This window comes from Telluria sp. LT2P80, from assembly GCF_059685955.1.
Map to the genome: position 1 here is coordinate 455,370 of NZ_JCASIO010000001.1, position 17,171 is coordinate 472,540.

The window sequence follows — 17,171 nt, forward strand, 5'->3', positions numbered from 1 at the left end:
GTTCATTCTCCTGTGCGGTCGGCGCTGCCGTACACAAAGCCATCGAGTACCTTGCCGTCGCGGACCACCGGTTCGCCGTCGATGGCCACCGTGCAGCGACGCAGTGGAATATCGATATGGCAGGCCGTCGTGCGCGAACCGCCCGCCTCGTTGTTCGGCCCGAACGAAAACAGGAAGTTGCCCTCGAACGCGCGCGCATCCATGCCGATGGTCGCTTCGCGGTCGTACATCGCCAGCGTGGTCCACTGCGCCCGTGGCTGCAGGCCCCAGCCGATGTGCGACATCGCATACGCCTCCGGATCGTTGAACGAAGCCATGTACTCGCTGAGCAGCTCCGCGTCCAGGCCACCGTCGATCGAGGTCACGAAACCCTGCGTCACGCGGACACGGATCGGCTCCTGGACGTAACGCTTCATCGGCAGCAGGATGTCGCCGCGGTCGATCACCAGGGTGCCCTCGGTCTGGCGCTCGTTGGGCCACGTGAGCACGAAGCCGCTCGGCCAGTGGTCCCAGCGGCCGGGCGCATCGACGAAGCCGTATTCCTGGATGACCGGAAATTCGCCCAGCGGGCAGCGCAGATCGGTGCCGGCGGCGGCCGTGATGTGCATCTCGCGCGCGCCGTCGAGGCGCTGCGCGGCCTGCGCCACGCGGGCCTTGTCATCAAGGGTTGGCACCATGCGCACCAGCACCTCGGGCGGCTCGACCGCCAGCAGAATTTTGGTGCCGGCCGCCAGAATCTCGTGCTGCTCGGGCGAGAACAGCAGCGTCATCAGATCCAGCACCAGATCGCTCTCCTTGAGCGCGGCAATCGCAGCCCGGTTGCCGGTCAGCGGCGTGGTGCCAAGAAAGGCCAGCGAATCGCGGCTGAGCGCCTTTTCGCCATTCACCGGCGGCAGATCGAGCCGGTTGGCGGTCGCGCCCATCAGGCCAACGGCGACGAGCGCCGTCGACAGCGTCTGCGGGTGCGTGCTGGTGCTGGTGAGGACGGTGACGATCTGTCCCGGCTCGAGCTTCGACAGCGTGAGGACCTGATTCCAGGCTTGAATCAAGTCGTGGTCACTGACGGCCATAACGTTCTCCAGTAATGATCGGGCGCGGCGTCACAGGCGGGCGCCAAGGAAGTCGCCAAACGCCGCGTAGAAACCTTCTTCGTTATCCCACGGGATCATGTGCCCCGCATTCTCGACACGGGAGACGGCCAGGTGCGGTACCAGCGTATTGAATTCGGCGATATCGGCCGGCAGCAGCACGTCGCCGCGCGAGGCCACCATCAGCATCGTGGGCAGTGCCAGCGACGGCAGGTCCTGGTGGATGTCGTCGCTGTGAAAGCCCTCGAAGCTCTCGATCACGGCGCGCTCGTTGCAGGTGTGCAGCCACTCGGCGCGCAGGCGCAGCTGGTCGTCGGTCCAGGTCGGGCAGAAGTCGCGCATCTGCCCGGCCGAGCAGCCTTCGCGCGCCAGGCGCATCGAATCGACGTACCACGGCAGCTTGGATGGATAAGCGCGCCGGCCCGGGCCGGATACCGGTGGGTCGACGATCACCAGGCGGCGCAGGCCAGGCGGCTGCGCGCGCGCGGCGCGGATGCCGATGCGGCCACCCATCGAATGACCGACCACCGCATACCGGTCCAGGCCCAGCGCTTCGGCAAACGCGATGACGTCCTGCGCTTGCGCATCAAGGCTGTAGTCGAGCGTATCGGAAGCCGACGACAGGCCACGCCCGCGCACGTCCAGCACATAGGTGTCGAACTGCTGGCCGAAGCGCTCGCCGATGAAGCCCCAGGTGATCGCCGGGCTGGTAATGCCCGGCACGATGATGACGGCGTCGCGGCTGGCGCGCTCGCCCTCCTGGCCGCCGTAACGCAGATAGTGCTGGCGGATGCCGTTGGCGTGGATGTTGGCGCCGTACCGGAAGGTGCTGGTCATGGCCATCTCCTTAATAGGCGCCGGAGAGCAAGGCGCCGGCGCCCGGCACGATGCGGTCCAGATCCAGGCGCTTGAGCATGGCGTAGGTGGTGGCCACCGCCGCCGTGATCACCGGCTTGCCGGTCATGGCCTCGACCTGCGCGATGACCAGCAGCGACGGCATCTGCACACAGGCCGACAGCACGATCGCATCGACGCCGCTGGTGTCCATCTGCGCGACGATCGCCGGCAGGTTGGCCGGGTCGTGGCGCGCGACGTCGAGGTTGTCGGGGATCTCGAGGGCCCGGTAATCGAGCACGTCATAGCCCTCGTTGCGGATGTAATCGACCACCAGTTCGGTCAGCGGCTTCATGTACGGCGCGACGACGACGATCTTTTTGGCGCCGATGACGGCCAGGGCATCGATCAGGGCACCGGCGCTGGTCACCACGGGCGCACTGGCGCCGTTGGCAACCGTCAGACCCGCCAGGCGCTCTTGCGATACGCGGTGGTAGCCGTGGCCCATGGCCATGATCGCGACCAGGCAGGCGTAGCCCAACACATCGACGCGGGCGTCGCTCAGCTCGACGGCGCAGCGGTCGGATTCGGCGTCCATGGCGGCCAGTTCCTCCTTCACCACTTTCTTCATCCGCATACGGCTGGAGTGGAACGTGAACCGCTCGGGCCGGATTGCCTGGCGCGCCGTCAGCATCGCCGGGATTTCTGTTTCCATGGTGGTGTTGGAACTTGGGACGATTTGCCCGATACGATAAAGACGTTGCTGCATTGCTGCTCTCCTTGATGGTCGATGGCGCTTGCGAAGCCGCATAATTTATAGCGCATACACTATAGTTAACCAGTTTCAGCCGTTTTGCAACAAGCTTTTTTTCAGCGTCTTCCTGTCATGTAAAAATCCCGTTACGGGTGCAGCGCAGCACCGAAAACGCGCGTAGGAGCTGTCATAACGCACCACCAGGCGGCAATCCGCAGGGGCCATAAAATTTCACATTGTCGTGAAATTTTCCATCGTGTACACTCGATTTTGAGTTTCCTGATTCAAGGCTTGCCCGATCGCCATGAGAGCGGTTGGCCGCACGCTTTTCAGGCTGAACTACCCAGGCTGGGTTAATCTCTGAAACTGTTGTCGCAGCATATCCATGAACATGCACACCACGGCCCCCATTGCTTTTTACGTCAACGGTCAACCCGTCAGCCTCGACATCGCGGGCGACGCGCCCCTGCTGAATGTTCTGCGCAACGATCTGTGCCTGAACGGTCCCAAGTTCGGCTGCGGCCTGGGCGAATGCGGCGCCTGCACGGTGCTCATCGACGGCGTGGCCGCGCGCTCGTGCGTGATCCCGCTGGCCGGTGTGGCCCGGCGCGCGGTCATCACGCTCGACGGCCTGGAATGCGACGGCACGCTCGACCCCGTGCAGCAGGCCTTCATCGATGAGCAGGGCGCGCAGTGCGGCTACTGCATGAACGGCATGATCATGACGCTCAAGGCGCTGTTGCTGCGCTGCCCGGCGCCGACCGAACAGCAGATCCGCAGCGAGCTCGACTTCAATCTGTGCCGCTGCGGCACCCATGTCGAGATCATGCGCTGCGCACTGCGCGCGGTGGAGCTGACGCGTGGAGACGCCGCCTGATGACACCTCCCCTGTACGCACGGCTGGTGCTTCCGCCAGCACTGGCCTGGAATGGCGAGCGGTATTGCGGCGCGCGCCTGCAACGGATCGATACGACGCGCGCGCTGGGCCAGTCCGGCGTGCAGCAGGTGGTCGTCCTCAAGCAGTTGGTGGCTGTCATTGCCACGTCGGACGGGGCAGCGCGCGCGGCGCGGCCGCTGGTGCGCTGTACCTGGAGCGCAGGATCGGACAGTCGCGCGAACGACGCCAGGCTGCCGCACGTGGCGCTGCCCAGGCGACTGTTCGGACGCGACGCGACTGGTCCGGATGCGGATGCGGATGCAGCCGACACGCTGGCATCGTCGTATCGCTGGCAGCCCGGCATGCCTGATGGCGCGCCCGGCGCCGTGACGGTGCAGGCCACGCCGGTCCCTGAGGGCATGCAGATCGACTTGCCTTTTGCCGCGGGCGCGGTGGCCCGTGAACTGGCCGACCTGCTGCGCGTCGCGCCCGGACGGATCGCCGTACAGGCGGTGCGCGCGGCGCAATCGGATGGCGAAGCGCGAGCGGCCATCGATGCAGCAGGCGTCGCCGCCCTGCTCTGCCTCGAGCTGGGTTGCGCAGTCTCTTTGACGCTGGAAGCCGGTGCGACAACGCCGCGCACCACACTGCTGCATGCGGGCGCACGGGTCGACAGCAACGGGCTGCACCACTACCGCCTCGACGTCGACCAGCCGGCGGCCACGCCGCCGCTGGCCTGGCTGCTGACCGGACGCGCCCATGATCTTGGCGACGTCAGTCACACGCCGGCAGAGACGCTGGCGCCGCCGTATGACTGGCCGGCGGTCGAGGTCAGGCGCATCGGCACGGGCGACGACATCGCGCCAGCCGCAGTGACGTTCGCGCAGGAGTCGTTCGTCGACGAGCTGGCCAATCAGGCGGCCCAGGACCCGGTGGCCTACCGGCTCGCGCACGTGGACGATCCACGCGGCGCGCGCTTGATCCGGTCGGTCGCACAGGCGGCGCACTGGCAGGCACGTACCACGGGTGAAGTTGCCAGCCGGGCTGGCACGAGCGGCGTGCTGCGCGGGCGCGGCTTCGGCTACGCCACGACGATCGAGCACGAAGCGGGGCAACCGGTGCAGAGCTGGTCGGCCTGGGTGGCGGACGTCGAATATGACCCGGCATCGGGCGAATTGAGCGTGACACGCGCCATCGCCGGCCACGATCTGCAAGGTATGCCCGCGCTTGACGGTGCGCAGGCGGCGCTCGGCACCGGCGCGCCGGACACGCAAGCCAGGCTGGCCATGTCGCACCTGATTGCGCCGGGCATGGGGTTTGATGACTGGGCGTCGGACAGCCCGGGCCCGGCGACGCAGATCGTGGTCCGGCCGATCACCTCGGCCGTTGACGTGATCGGCCCACCGGCCGGGCTGCAGTCGAAGGACGTGCAGCTCAAGGCCGGTGGCGCATTCGCGCTGCCGGCGGCAGCCGCGGTGGCCAATGCGATCCATGATGCAACCGGCGTGCGCCTGCGCAGTGCGCCATTCTCGGGTGCGCAAGTCAAGCAGGCGCTGACCGCGCAGCAGACACCGACCGCCTGGCGCCGCCTCAAAACAGCAGGCTGGATCGGTGGCGCGCTCGCCGCGATCGGCACCACGCTGACGCTGGCGATGCCATGGCGTGCGGCGATCGCGCCGGTCGCCCCGCCGTCACCGGACCTGTATTCGACCGCGACGATCGAGCGCGGCCGCCTGGTGGCGCTGGCCGGCGACTGCGTCGTATGCCACACGGCCCCGGGCGGCGGCGTGCCCAATGCGGGCGGTCATGCGCTCGCCACCCCCTTCGGGACGATCTACACCACCAACATCACGCCAGACGAAAAAACCGGCATCGGCAACTGGTCGTTTGCGGCCTTCGAGCGCGCCATGCGCGAAGGCATCCACCGCGACGGGCGCAACCTGTATCCGGCGTTTCCGTACACCGCGTACGCGAAGATGACCGATGCGGACATGCAGTCGCTGTATGCGTACCTGATGGTGCAAAAGCCGGTTGAGCAACATGTACCGGCGTCGAGCCTGCGTTTTCCGTTCAATATGCGGCCATTGCTGGCGGGATGGAATGCGCTGTTTCACAAGCCCGAGGTATTCCAGCCGGACCCGGATCGCTCGACGCTGTGGAATCGCGGCGCGTATCTCGTCGAAGGGGCCGGACATTGCAGCGCCTGCCACTCGCCCCGCAACGTCATGGGCGCGGAGAAAAAAGGCCTGCATCACCTGACCGGCGGTGTGGTCGACGGCTGGGAAGCACCGTCATTGACGGGCAATTCGAAAGCACCGACAGCGTGGACCGAAGATGAGTTGTTCACCTATCTGCGCACGGGTTTCTCCGCACGGCACGGGATTGCCGCCGGCCCGATGGCGCCGGTGGTGGCGGAACTGGCACAGTTGCCGAGTGACGATGTGCGGGCGATGGCGCATTATCTGGCGTCGTTGAATGACAAGGCCGGTGCCGCCATTGCGCCAGAACCGGCTGCGCCGTTGGCCATGCCGCCGGCTGCGGCGGTCAACCCTCTGCAGACGGTTGGCATGGCCAATGGCAAGCGCCTGTTCCATGGCGCCTGCGCTGCGTGCCATATGGAGAACAGTGGCCCGACCCTGTTCGGCGTGCGCCCGTCACTGAAAGTCAACACCAGCGTCCATAGCGACAAGCCCGACAATTTGATCCACGTGATCCTGAACGGCATCCAGCAACCCGCCAACGCCGATCTGGGCTATATGCCGGGCTTTGCCGACAGCATGAGCGACAAGCAGGTGGCCGATTTGCTGGTCTATGTGCGCAGCACGTTCGCCGGGGACAAGCCCGCCTGGAGCAACCTGGAAGAAGACGTGGCGTCAGCGCGGCTGCGCACAGCGCACTGAGAGAAGAGGTCCGCGCGCACAAAGGCTGCTCTCTGCTGGTGCCGGCACCGCCGTCGTCGCAGGCCGGATAACGCCGCGATCATCGCAGATGACAGCGTGCACGCTGTCGGTCAGCCGCCGAAGTTCAGAGAAGCGCCGCCCGGCCCACCCGGTCCCTGACCGGCACCGGGGCTACGCCCGTTGCCAGGCCCGCCGCGTCGGTTCTGCTCCTCACGCGGTCCAGCCGGCGCGCCACTGCGCTGGCTGCCGTCAGGCACCACGCGCAGCAACTGCTCACCGAGTCGGCTGGCAACCTGGCGGCGCTGGTGATCGTCCAAGCCATCGTTCACGTCGAGCCACTGCGCGCGCAGTTGCCGGTCCTCCGCGTTCGCTGTCGCGCTTTCGGCGTCGGTGGCTGCGTCGAGCTTGCGCAGGTCGGCGTCCGGGCTGGCCAGCAGGGTCCTGGCCCATTCCTGCAGCGCGGCGCGGCGCCGGGAGCGATCGCGCAGGATCGTGCGTGACGCCCCTTCGGCCTTGTTCCACAGGGTTTGCTGGTTGGGACTCAGGCCGAGCGACTGTTTCAGGTCGCCCGCCATCGGCAGCAGATCTTCGGCGCGCAGATCGGTCAGTGGTACGCCATGCGCCGTGCCGGCGCCGGCCGTGGCCAGAGCCAGTGACAGCAGGCAGGTGCGCAGCCAGCAAGGCAAGCGCGAGAACGTGGTTTGAATTGGCATACGACACCCATGGTCAGAAAAGGACGATCACGAATATAGGCGCACGCCAGTTGGCTGTCGTGCTGCTTTACCGAAACTTACCCGGCGCGTCACCATCGTTTCAGTGCTGCGCCAAGTCGCTTCAGGCTTGGGGTCAGTGCGCCCAGCACGCTGTCGGCACGGGATGCCTGCCCCGACCCCAGCAAGCTGACGGCGGCCGCCAGCGCCTTGTCGTCACGCGTGCCGAACATGCGCGTGCTTTCCACCCCGGCGCGTGTCGTGGGCAATGCGTCATCCTGTGCAGGCAGGATCGCGGCGAGATGCTGCGCCAGATCTTCCTCGCGCAATGCCAGTCCCAGCGCATCGTTACGAGCGGGATCCGGCGCCACGATCACGTCCGGCGTGATCCCGCGCGCCTGGATTTCGTGGCCGTTTGGCGTGAAGTAGCGCGCCACCGTGATCTTGACGGCACTGTCACCGGTCAGCGGAAAGATGCTCTGGATCGAGCCCTTGCCGAACGTGCGCGAACCAAGCACGGTGGCGCGGCGGTGATCCTGCAATGCGCCGGCCAGCAATTCGGCGGCCGAGGCCGACGCACCGTTAACCAGCACCGCCAAAGGCACCGTTCGCGCCCAAGCGGGCAAGTCGGCCAGTACGTCCGGCTCGTCTGGCCGCCGGTAGAACCGCGGATCGACCGTGACGGTGGCTTCGGCGGCGGCAGCGGCAGCGGAATCAGCAGCGGTGGCACGCCCGCCCGCCGAAAATAACGGCGTCCCTGGCGGCAGGAATGCCCCGGCCACGCCGACCGCGGCCGACACCAGGCCGCCCGGATCATTGCGCACGTCGAGCACGATGCCGCGCGGCGCCCCGCTTGCAGCGAGCGTTTTCAAGGCCGCAACCAGGTCCTGCGCGGTGCGCCCTTCGAATGCCGACACCTGGATCCACGCGACGCCGTTTGGCATTGCACGTGTCGTGACGGTCTGCGCCAGCAACGCCGCCCGGTGCAGCCTGGCGGTACGAACGGAGCCGCTTCCGCCCCGCCGGTACGCGATGTCCAGCGCGCTGCCGGGCACGCCGCGCATGCGCCGCGCAATGTCGGGCAAGCGCATGCCCGAGATCGTTGCGCCGTCGATCGAGGCGATCGTATCGCCCGGCTCGATGCCGGCCAGGTACGCCGGCGAGTCTGCGGTGACCGCCGTCACCACCATGTCGGCGGCAGCGAAGTCGACACTGATGCCGATGCCGGTGTACTCGCCAGCCTCGTCCTTGCGGACGGCATCGAGTTCGTCCTTGTCCAGAAAGCCCGAGTGCGGGTCGAGCGAGGCGAGCATGCCGGCGATCGCCCCTTCGAGCAGCTTCTTGTCGTCCGGCGCTTCGACGTACCGGGTTTTTACCAGGGCATAGGCCGAGAGCAAGGCCTGGAATTCGGCAGCGGGAACCACGACCGGCTCGCCTGCCTGGCAGGTGCTTGCGGCGACAAGGGGAAAGAGAAGGCAAAGAATGGTGGCGCGAAGTCGTTTCATGAGTCGGTGTCCTTGATGATCGACCGATTCTCTGCTGACCGCGTGTTGTGTGCGGTTAAGCGCTTGTAAGCAGGTGTAAGCAGGGGCTGTGCAGATCTGCGTTCAGCGCTGGCGCATCAGCTGCATTCTCAGAACAGGTCCAGCTGTCCTGCCCCCTGCACACTGCCACGGCGTGTCGTCGCGGGTACCACCACCGGTCGCCGGAATTGCGAGCGATCGAGCCGCCCGAAACGCCCGCGCAAGGATTTGAAGCCAAGGCGCTCGACCGCTTTTTCAAAGCGCTGACGGATCAGGTCGGCCCACACGCCGTCACCATGCATGCGCTGTGCAAAGTTGGCATCGTAATCCTTGCCGCCGCGCATCTCGCGGATGCGGTTCATCACCCGCTGCGCGCGGTCCGGGAAATGGGCTTGCAACCACTCTTGAAACAGCGGATTGACTTCGTGCGGCAGGCGCAGCACCGTGTAGTGGGCGCCGACCGCACCGGCGTCGCGCGCTGCTTCGAGGATGCGTTCGATCTCGGGCTCGGTCACGAACGGGATGATCGGCGCGACGCTCACACTGACGGGAATGCCGGCATCGGTCAGCGTGCGGATCGTGCGCAGGCGGCGCATTGGCGCGGCCGCGCGTGGCTCAAGCGTGCGCGAAATCTGCGCGTCGAGCGTCGTGAGCGTCACCGCCGCGCACGCCAGATTGTTGGCCGCCATTGGCGCAAGCAGGTCGATGTCGCGCTCGATCAGCGACGACTTGGTGATCAGGCCAAGCGGGTGGCGGCATTCGGACAAGACCTCCAATACCTGGCGCGTGATCTGGCGCTCGCGCTCGCAGGGCTGGTAGGCGTCAGTGTTGACGCCGATGGCAATGTGTTCGGGGACGTAGCCGGGCTTGGCGAGTTCGCGTCGCAGCAGTTCGGGAGCATTCACCTTGGCGAAGAGCCGGGATTCAAAATCAAGGCCCGGCGACAGGCCGAGATAGCTGTGCGTGGGCCGCGCGAAGCAATAAATGCAGCCGTGCTCGCAACCCCGGTATGGATTGAGCGACACGCTGAACGGGATATCGGGCGACGTATTGCGCGACAGGATAGTCTTGGCGAACTCGTCGGTGACCACTGTCTTGAACGCAGCCGATTCACCGGTCGACCCGGTAGCCGATTCAGAATCGGCATCAGACCAGCCGTCGTCAAAGCGCTCGCGGCCGTTCACCTCATAGCGCCCTTGCAGGTTCGACACCGCGCCACGCCCCTTGCGTGCAACGCGCGGCGGCGCCAGCATGATGTGTTCTTCTACCCGCTCGCGGCGGATGGGCTCATCGGTGTCGATCATGGCCGCTGCTCCATACTGTATGTTTGTACAGTATATTACGCCGCTACCCCACCAAATTCAAGCCGCTAGTTGTGCGGACGGGAAAAGGTCGCCAGGTAGTTCACGCTCGTATCACTGCACCATGAGGCGCGATGCAACACCGGCAGGTAACGCATGCCGCGCAGATCGATCCGCTGCATCCCGGCCCCGGTGGCAGCAGCCAGCATCTCGGCGGGTGTGACGAAGCGACGCCACTGGTGTGTGCCGCGCGGCAGCACGCGCATCACGTACTCCGCTGCCACGATGGCCAACGGATAGCTCTTCCAGCTGCGGTCGATCGTCGACGCCAGCAGCAGACCACCGGGCGCCACGCGCCGAGCCACCTCTTCGATGAAGGCGTTGGGGTCGGCCACATGCTCGGCCACTTCGAGCGCCAATACGACGTCGAAGCATTCGTCGGGCTGCAGCACAGACTCCAGTTCGCCCAGGCGATAATCGACGACCGCGCCGCTGGCGTCGGCGTGGCGTTGCGCCGCCGCCAAGTTGCCGGGCGAGGCATCGATGCCGACCACCTGCGCGCCACGCAGTGCCAGCGGTTCGGACAGCAGCCCGCCGCCGCAGCCGACGTCGAGGATGCGCAGGCCCGCCAGCGACATATCGGCGCGGCCGAAATGCGACGCCATGCATGTCAGCAGATAGGCCTGGCGCAGCGCGTTCGTGACATGCAACGGCCGCATCGGGCCGTTCGGGTCCCACCAGGTAGCGCCGAGGCGGTCGAAGCGGGCGATTTCGTCTGCAAGCGCGCTCATGTCTGGTCTCCGCTCGCAGCAGCGGTCACCAGCGCTGCCAGCGCGCGGCCGGAGCGCCAGGCGCCTTCCACACCGCCGCCGGCAAGGGCATCGCCGCACACGCCAAGCCCCTTGCCCGCGTCCCACCAGGCACCAGCGGCCGGCTCGTCACCGGGCACCGCTGCCAGCGTTGCATACAGCCAGCGATGCACGGCCGCGAAATGCCAGGCCAGAGCGCCACCGACACAATCGGCAAGCGCCGTCTGCAGCATCGCCTGCACCCGGTCGGGCGGCGTGTCCAGATGCGCGCCGGTCCAGTCGGGCGTTGCGTGCACCACCCACTGGGCCTGCCCCGCCAGCACTGTGCGCGCCGGCTTGGCATCGTTGCGCACCACCAGCGCCAGCGGACCAGATGCGGGCAGCGCCAGGTCCCAGTCACAGCCTGTTGCGGGCGCGTCGGTCATGCCCATCAAAACCCAGACGGGCAACATCGGCACGGCCTGCGCGCGCGCCGCCCAATCCGGGCGATGCACGCCCAGCAGCGCGGCCGCCTGTTGCGGCGGGATCGCCAACGCCACGGCATCGAAGCCATCGGCCACGGTCACACCGCCGCTCTCGATAGACCACGTTACGCCGCTGTGGCGTACGCCATCGACCGTGCACAGGGTATGCAACGGCAGGTCCTTCAACAACGCGCGGCACAGGGCCGGCATGTCGGGCGTGGCCACCCACATCGCGCCGCCAGGCAGGGCTGCGCTGTGTGGGGCCAGGCGCGGCGTCCAGCGCGCCAGCAGCCCGGCGCGCTGTCCCTCTTCCACGAAACCCAGGAAGTCGGCGCCCACGGCAGCAAAGCACGGCGTCCCGTGATCCAGGCCCAGCTCGGCATCGGCGCCATCGAGCGTCACACGCCTGGTGGACATCCGCCCGCCTACACCGCGCGACTTGTCGAACACCTGCACCGCATGCCCGGCATCGGCCAGCGCGCGTGCGCAGGTGGCCCCGGCAATGCCCGCCCCCACCACCGCCACCCGCAGGCTCGTGCCACTCATCGCTTGCTGCCGCGGCCGCGCCACAGCAGCCTTAGAACCAGGAACAGGCGGTAGGCCGGCTCCAGCACCGCCAATGCGAGCCTGGAGCCGAGCAGGCGTCCAAGCCAGGCCCAGCGCGGCAAGGACCGCCACAGCAAGGTGAATGCCTCCGCACCACTGGCCAGGGTGCCATCGGGACGGCGCATGTGCAGGCGTGCCATGGCCGCCTCGCGGTTCAGTCCCGGGCCAAGCGCTTCGGGCGCGCAGTGGGCGACATCGACCCAGGAAACCTGGTCTGCGCCGTCCTGACGCTGATAGAGGGCGATCTCGCGGGTGCATATCGGGCAGCCGCCGTCGTAGTACACCGTGGGGGAGGTTGAGGATTGTTCTTGCATGATTTGATCATACAGGAAACAGGTCAAAATGCGGTTCATCGTCACGGGTGTTTCCGTTTAACGCCCCACTAAACGGTTCACGCCCTGTTCATCAGATTAACTTGCGTTGCATGCGGGTGATCTGGCAGCGCAAGCGCGTACATAGGCCGCTTGTTGGGCCACAAACCCATCGAAGGCGTCGAGCAGCGGATTGAAGCACCCGGGCGCGTTTTCAAGTTGTCCCAGTGCTTGCGCCGCTGCTTCCAGGCTCGACAGCTGATGCGGCGCGTGCGCTTTACGAATGCGGTAGTTCGACGGCGCTACGTCGGTCAACTCCAGCCGCGGCAGCCGTTGCAGCGCCGGGTTCAGGTACAGCATCTTGCGGCTCTTGCGCCAGGTAGCGTCGAGCAGCACCAGCCGCAGGGCGTCGACAGGGAGCATCGGCATTGGCGGCGGCACAGGCAGGCCGGCATCGCCCGGCGTGGCCGGATACAGCAGCACGGGCGTGCGCCCATCCGCATGCAGCAGGCTGTCGAGCACCCTGGCGTCGAAGGCTTCGCCGGTCGCCATCACGCTGCCGCTCACGCACAGATGCAGCAAGCGCGCGCTGTTCTTGGCATTGCCCACTTCCAGCGGATGCTGCAGGATCAGCAAGTGCGCCTGCGCCTGTATCGGCGTGATCCAGCGACAGATGCAGGCCGACTGCGCCCGCAGGCACGTCGTGCAGACAGCGCGTTTGAAGCCAGCCACACCGTTCACGGCGCCGGCGTCCAGCCACCGCCCAGCGCCCGGTACAGGTCGACATGCGCCGCCAGCAAACTCGTGCGTAGTTGCAGCGCTGCGAGATCGGCACTGAACGCCGTACGCTGCGCGTCGAGCTCTTCCAGGTACGACGCATAACCATTCGTGTAGCGGTTGTGCGCCACGCGCAGCACTTCACCGGCCGCCGCGCGCCGTGCCTCGGCTTCCACCAGTTGCCGCTGCAAGCCGTCGATCGACGCCAGGGCATTTTCGGTCTCGGCAAACGCCGTGCGCACCACGGTTTCGTAGCCATAGATGGCGCGATCGCGCACCGTGCCGGCGATCTCGGCCTGCGCACGCAGGCGGCCCGCGTCAAACAAGGGCGCAAGCACACTGCCGCCGATACTCCACAATTCCGTTGGCGAACGCAGCAATTGCGTGATGCCGCCCGCCCCTGCCCCGAGCGACGCCGTCAACCGGATCGACGGCAGCAGCGCATCGCGCGCCACGGCCAGACTGGCGTCGGCCGCCGCGATGGCCTGCTCGGCCTGGGCGATGTCGGGCCGGCGCCGCAGCAGTTCCGACGGCAAGCCGGCGCCCGGGGTCGGCTCTCGCAGCGACAGCAGATCGGTACCGCGCGCGATCGCGCCCGGGCTCGCACCCAGCAGCAGATTGAGCGCCTGTTCCTGCTGCGCCACCTGCCGCTCCAGCTGCGGCACGGTGCCGGCCGTCGCGTGCAATTCGGCCTCGGCCTGCGACATTTCCAGGCGCGAGCTGTAGCCCACCTCGAACTGGTGCCGCGCCAGGTTGTACGAGCGCTCGCGCGAGGCCAGCGTGGCCTTGGCCAGCGCCAGTTGGGCATCCAGGCCCAGCAGGTTCAGGTAGCCCGACGCCGTATTGGCCGCCACCGCCAGCGCCGCTGCTTCCAGCGCTGCCTCTTGCGATAGCGCCTCGAACCGCGCTGCCTCGACGGTGTTGGCCACGCGGCCAAACAGGTCCAGCTCATAGCTGGCCTGCACTGCGCCCACGAGCGACGTCGATTCGATCGGCGTGCCTTGCGGGCCAATGGCGCGCGCCCGGGTCGGCGCCAGCGACAGGTTCAGTGCTGGCAGGCGCGCGCTGTCGGCCACGCGAATGCGCGCCTGGTATTCCTGCAGTCGCGCGCGGGCAACCTTGAGATCGCCATTGTTCGCCTGCGCCTGTTGCACGAGGGTGTCCAGCGCAGGATCGCCGAACGCACGCCACCAGTCGCGCTCGACGCTGGCATTCGCGCCAGGCAAGGTCGTGCGCCACGCCACCGGCACCGTCACCGAGGACGGCGGCGCCGGCTGCGGCGCCATCGCGCAGGCGGCCAGCAGCAACGGCGCCGCCAGAACCACTAAGCGCCGCTTCATCGCTGCCCCGCGTTCGCCGTGGTGGCAGCGGCCGTATCGATTGTCGTCACCACCGACATCCCGGGCCGCAGGCGGTTGGCCAGCGGCTGGTTCGGGTCGATGCTGATGCGCACGGGAATCCGCTGGGCGATCTTGACGTAGTTGCCGGTGGCGTTGTCTGGCGCGATCACCGAAAACTCCGAGCCGGTGGCCGGCGCGATGCGCTCGACGTGGCCGCGCAGCTTGGCGCCGCCCAGCGCGTCGACACTAAAACTGACCGGCTGGCCGACTGCCACCCCCGCCATCTGCGTTTCCTTCAGGTTGGCGATGATCCACATCTGGTTCGGCACCAGCGCGGTCAGCTGCGCGCCGGCATTGACGAAGGCGCCCTGGCGCACGGTTACTTGCCCGAGCTGGCCGTCGCGCGGCGCGGTGATGTTGGTGTTGGCCAGGTCGATCTCTGCCAGCTTGACAGCCGCTTCGGCGCTGGCAACCGCCGCTTCGAGGGCGGCGCGGTTGACGCCGACCGACGCCAGGTTCTGGCGGGCGATCTCGACGGAGGCGCGGGCCTGGTCGCGGCTGGCCGCTGACTGGGCGCGGGTAGCGCGCGCGGCGTCGAGTTCGCGCGCCGACAGCGAACCGTCGGCCGCCAGCTCTTCTACGCGGCGCAAATCAGCACTGCTGCGCCGGGCCTGGGCTTCGTTCGAGGCCAGCAGCGCCTGGTTCTGGGCGATGGTGGCGCGGGCGCTGGCGTTCGTCTGCGCGAAGTTGGCCAGTGCCGCCTTGCGGTTGGCCAGTTCGGCCCGTGCCTGCGCCAGGCGCTGGATCGGGATCCGGTCATCGATGCGCAGCAGCAGCTCGCCTTTCTTGACGGTCTGGAAATCCTGCACGCGGACCTCGGTCACGTAGCCGCTCAGTTGCGGACTGATGATCGTCACCTGGCCGCGCACCAGCGCGTTCTCGGTCGCCTGCAGCGTGCTGCGAAACGGCGGCAGGTTCCAGGCGTACAGCACGATCAGGATGCCGACGAGCGCGATGGCGGCAAAGGCCAGCGCACTGAGGATGATCTTGCGCTTCGGGCGCGCGGGGGTAGGAACAGGTTCTGACATATCAATCGGTGACGGTAATGGGTGCGGGAGTATTGTTGACAGGTGCGGCGGGTGTGGGTGCAGCAGCCGGTGCGGTAGCCGGCGGGTTGTAATGCATCCAGACGGCGTGCAGGAAGATCCAGGTCGCGCTCACGGCAGCAATCAGGGCGATCATCAAAAACACGTCGTTGTAGGCCAGGATATTGGCTTCGCGCGTGGCGCTGGCCGCCAGCGACGCCAGGCTCTGGCGCGTGCGCGCGGCCGGGTCGGCCAGCAATTGCCCGGCCGCCGCCGCACCGGACTGGATGCGCCCGGCCACCAGCGGATCGAGCAAGCTCAGGCCCTCGACAATCGTCGACGAATGGAATTTCTCGCGCATGATCTGGAACGTGCCGACCAGTGCCGAGCCGATCAGGCCGCCCAGATTCTGGGTCAGGCCGAACAGCACCGAGAAACTGATCAGGGCGCCGGGATTGCCGATCACGGTGACGATCATCGAAATCAGCGATGGCCCGATGAACAGCGTGCCGCCAAATGCGAGCAGGCTCTGGCTCAGGTACATCTGCTCGGCGCGGGTCTGGTTGGTGGCATGCGCGTCCATCCAGGCGCCCAGCGCCATCAGCAGCAGCGCAATGACCTGCGGCGCCATCAGGTGCTTGACATTGACCGTCAGGGCCGACACCACGATGCCGGCGACGGTGGCCGCCAGCACGCACAGGAACAGCGACTGCATCTGGTTATTGTCCAGCCCCACGGCGCGCAGGAAACCCACTGCGCCGACGCTCTGCTCGGACAGCACGATGCGCACCAGCAGCAACGACAGCGCCACGCGCAGGATGCTGCGGTTGGTCAGCCAGCGCAAGTTGAGCAGCGGATTGGCACGGTTGTGCTCGACACACATCGCGGCCGCAAGCAGGAAGATCGACACCGCCAGCGCCACGCCGATCCACGCCTGCTCGGTCCACCAAAAGATGCGCCCGAACGTGAGCACCATGCACAGCAGCGCCATGCCCGGCGCAAACAGCGCGAACGTGACGAAGTCGGTAGGGCGGAACGCCTTGATGCGGTCACCCGGCGGCAACTTGAGCAGCAGCACGGCGCCCAGCGACACCAGCGCCAGGCCCAGCTCGAACATGTACAGCCCGCGCCACTCGGCAATGCGCAGCAGGTCGCCCGAGAAAATATAGGCCAACGGCAACGCCAACTGCGCCGTACCAAGCGAGATCGCGATGCCTTTCAGGCGCCACTCTTTCTTGAAGCCCTGCAACGTGTAATACAGGCCAAGCGGACTGACTGCAGCGGCCAGCATGCCGTGGGCGGCGCGCACGGCGATGGCCGAGCCGAGATCGTTGACGAACAGGTGGGCCAGCGTAACCAGCGCGTACAGCACCAGGAAGCACTCGGTGAACAGGCGCAGGCCGAATTGTTGCCGGAATTTCACCAGCAGCAGGTTCATCGATGCGTTGGCCATCACGTACGCGGCCGGCAGCCAGGCCGTTTCGGTCTGGTAGGCGCCCAGCACCCCCTGCAGATTGATCAGGTTGACGGCAACCAGCGCGTTGCCCAGGCCGCCCGTGATCGTGACCAGGATGCCGACCGCCAGATAAGCCAGTCGCAGCTTTGTCGTGTGCGCTGGCGTGGACGGAGAGCCGGGCAGCATCGGCTTTTCGTCGGGTGCCCATTCGCGTGGCGCGTACTTGCTCATCCTGCTGTTTCACCGTAATTGTCAGGCTCGCTATCTTACGCCTTTGCTCGACTTCACGTCGAATAGCGCTTTCGCCACACCCAAACCATTTGATGCAAAAATTGG

The 17,171-nt window shown here is 66.9% G+C and carries 15 protein-coding genes; 2 read left to right on the forward strand and 13 right to left on the reverse strand.

Going from position 1 to position 17,171, the window contains the following annotated elements:
• Positions 1-2 precede the first annotated feature (2 nt).
• From AC56LW_RS02070 to AC56LW_RS02080, 3 genes are read right to left on the reverse strand one after another with little or no spacing between them, the layout of a single operon-like run.
• Positions 3-1,070, reverse strand: a complete 1,068-nt coding sequence (locus AC56LW_RS02070; RefSeq protein ID WP_499631158.1) for a 2,5-dihydroxypyridine 5,6-dioxygenase NicX family protein — start codon at positions 1,068-1,070, stop codon at positions 3-5.
• Positions 1,071-1,100: 30 nt separating this feature from the next.
• Positions 1,101-1,925 carry an alpha/beta fold hydrolase gene (locus AC56LW_RS02075; protein WP_499631161.1) on the reverse strand — a complete coding sequence of 275 codons (825 nt, stop codon included), beginning with the start codon at positions 1,923-1,925 and terminating at the stop codon, positions 1,101-1,103.
• Positions 1,926-1,935: 10 nt separating this feature from the next.
• Positions 1,936-2,691 (reverse strand): maleate cis-trans isomerase family protein, encoded by a 756-nt coding sequence (locus AC56LW_RS02080; protein WP_499631164.1) that lies wholly within the window; start codon positions 2,689-2,691, stop codon positions 1,936-1,938.
• 376 nt (positions 2,692-3,067) lie between these two features.
• On the opposite strand from AC56LW_RS02080, the gene AC56LW_RS02085 reads away from it, so the two are divergent.
• Complete coding sequence (locus AC56LW_RS02085; protein ID WP_499632854.1) at positions 3,068-3,553, forward strand: (2Fe-2S)-binding protein; 486 nt, start codon at positions 3,068-3,070, stop codon at positions 3,551-3,553.
• Entirely contained in the window at positions 3,553-6,453 is a 2,901-nt protein-coding gene (locus AC56LW_RS02090; RefSeq protein ID WP_499631166.1) for a c-type cytochrome, read from the forward strand. The genes AC56LW_RS02085 and AC56LW_RS02090 overlap by 1 nt, the downstream gene beginning before the upstream one ends.
• Before the next feature lie 110 nt (positions 6,454-6,563).
• Here AC56LW_RS02090 and AC56LW_RS02095 read toward each other — a convergent pair whose 3' ends face one another.
• The 10 genes from AC56LW_RS02095 to AC56LW_RS02140 form a co-directional block, all read right to left on the reverse strand.
• A complete protein-coding gene (locus tag AC56LW_RS02095) occupies positions 6,564-7,166 on the reverse strand; it encodes a hypothetical protein (protein WP_499631168.1) in 603 nt (200 codons plus the stop codon).
• A gap of 89 nt (positions 7,167-7,255) precedes the next feature.
• Positions 7,256-8,668, reverse strand: a complete 1,413-nt coding sequence (locus AC56LW_RS02100; protein WP_499631171.1) for a S41 family peptidase — start codon at positions 8,666-8,668, stop codon at positions 7,256-7,258.
• Positions 8,669-8,796: 128 nt separating this feature from the next.
• Positions 8,797-9,990, reverse strand: coding sequence for a PA0069 family radical SAM protein (locus AC56LW_RS02105; protein ID WP_499631174.1), 1,194 nt, complete (start codon positions 9,988-9,990; stop codon positions 8,797-8,799).
• Positions 9,991-10,055: 65 nt separating this feature from the next.
• Entirely contained in the window at positions 10,056-10,778 is a 723-nt protein-coding gene (ubiG, locus tag AC56LW_RS02110; protein ID WP_499631177.1) for a bifunctional 2-polyprenyl-6-hydroxyphenol methylase/3-demethylubiquinol 3-O-methyltransferase UbiG, read from the reverse strand.
• Positions 10,775-11,806, reverse strand: a complete 1,032-nt coding sequence (locus AC56LW_RS02115) for an NAD(P)/FAD-dependent oxidoreductase (protein WP_499631180.1) — start codon at positions 11,804-11,806, stop codon at positions 10,775-10,777. Before AC56LW_RS02115 ends, ubiG begins: the two co-directional genes overlap by 4 nt.
• Positions 11,803-12,219: a thiol-disulfide oxidoreductase DCC family protein gene (locus AC56LW_RS02120; RefSeq protein ID WP_499632857.1), complete on the reverse strand. Its 417-nt coding sequence runs from the start codon at positions 12,217-12,219 to the stop codon at positions 11,803-11,805. The genes AC56LW_RS02115 and AC56LW_RS02120 overlap by 4 nt, the downstream gene beginning before the upstream one ends.
• 57 nt (positions 12,220-12,276) lie before the next feature.
• Positions 12,277-12,918, reverse strand: a complete 642-nt coding sequence (locus AC56LW_RS02125) for a tRNA-uridine aminocarboxypropyltransferase (RefSeq protein WP_499631183.1) — start codon at positions 12,916-12,918, stop codon at positions 12,277-12,279.
• A complete protein-coding gene (locus AC56LW_RS02130; protein ID WP_499631186.1) occupies positions 12,915-14,294 on the reverse strand; it encodes an efflux transporter outer membrane subunit in 1,380 nt (459 codons plus the stop codon). Before AC56LW_RS02130 ends, AC56LW_RS02125 begins: the two co-directional genes overlap by 4 nt.
• The gene (locus tag AC56LW_RS02135) at positions 14,291-15,382 is read right to left on the reverse strand and encodes an HlyD family secretion protein (protein ID WP_499631189.1); all 1,092 of its coding nucleotides are present in this window, start codon (positions 15,380-15,382) and stop codon (positions 14,291-14,293) included. Before AC56LW_RS02135 ends, AC56LW_RS02130 begins: the two co-directional genes overlap by 4 nt.
• 1 nt (position 15,383) lies before the next feature.
• Positions 15,384-17,066 carry an MFS transporter gene (locus AC56LW_RS02140; RefSeq protein WP_499631191.1) on the reverse strand — a complete coding sequence of 561 codons (1,683 nt, stop codon included), beginning with the start codon at positions 17,064-17,066 and terminating at the stop codon, positions 15,384-15,386.
• Between the last annotated feature and the right edge of the window lie 105 nt (positions 17,067-17,171).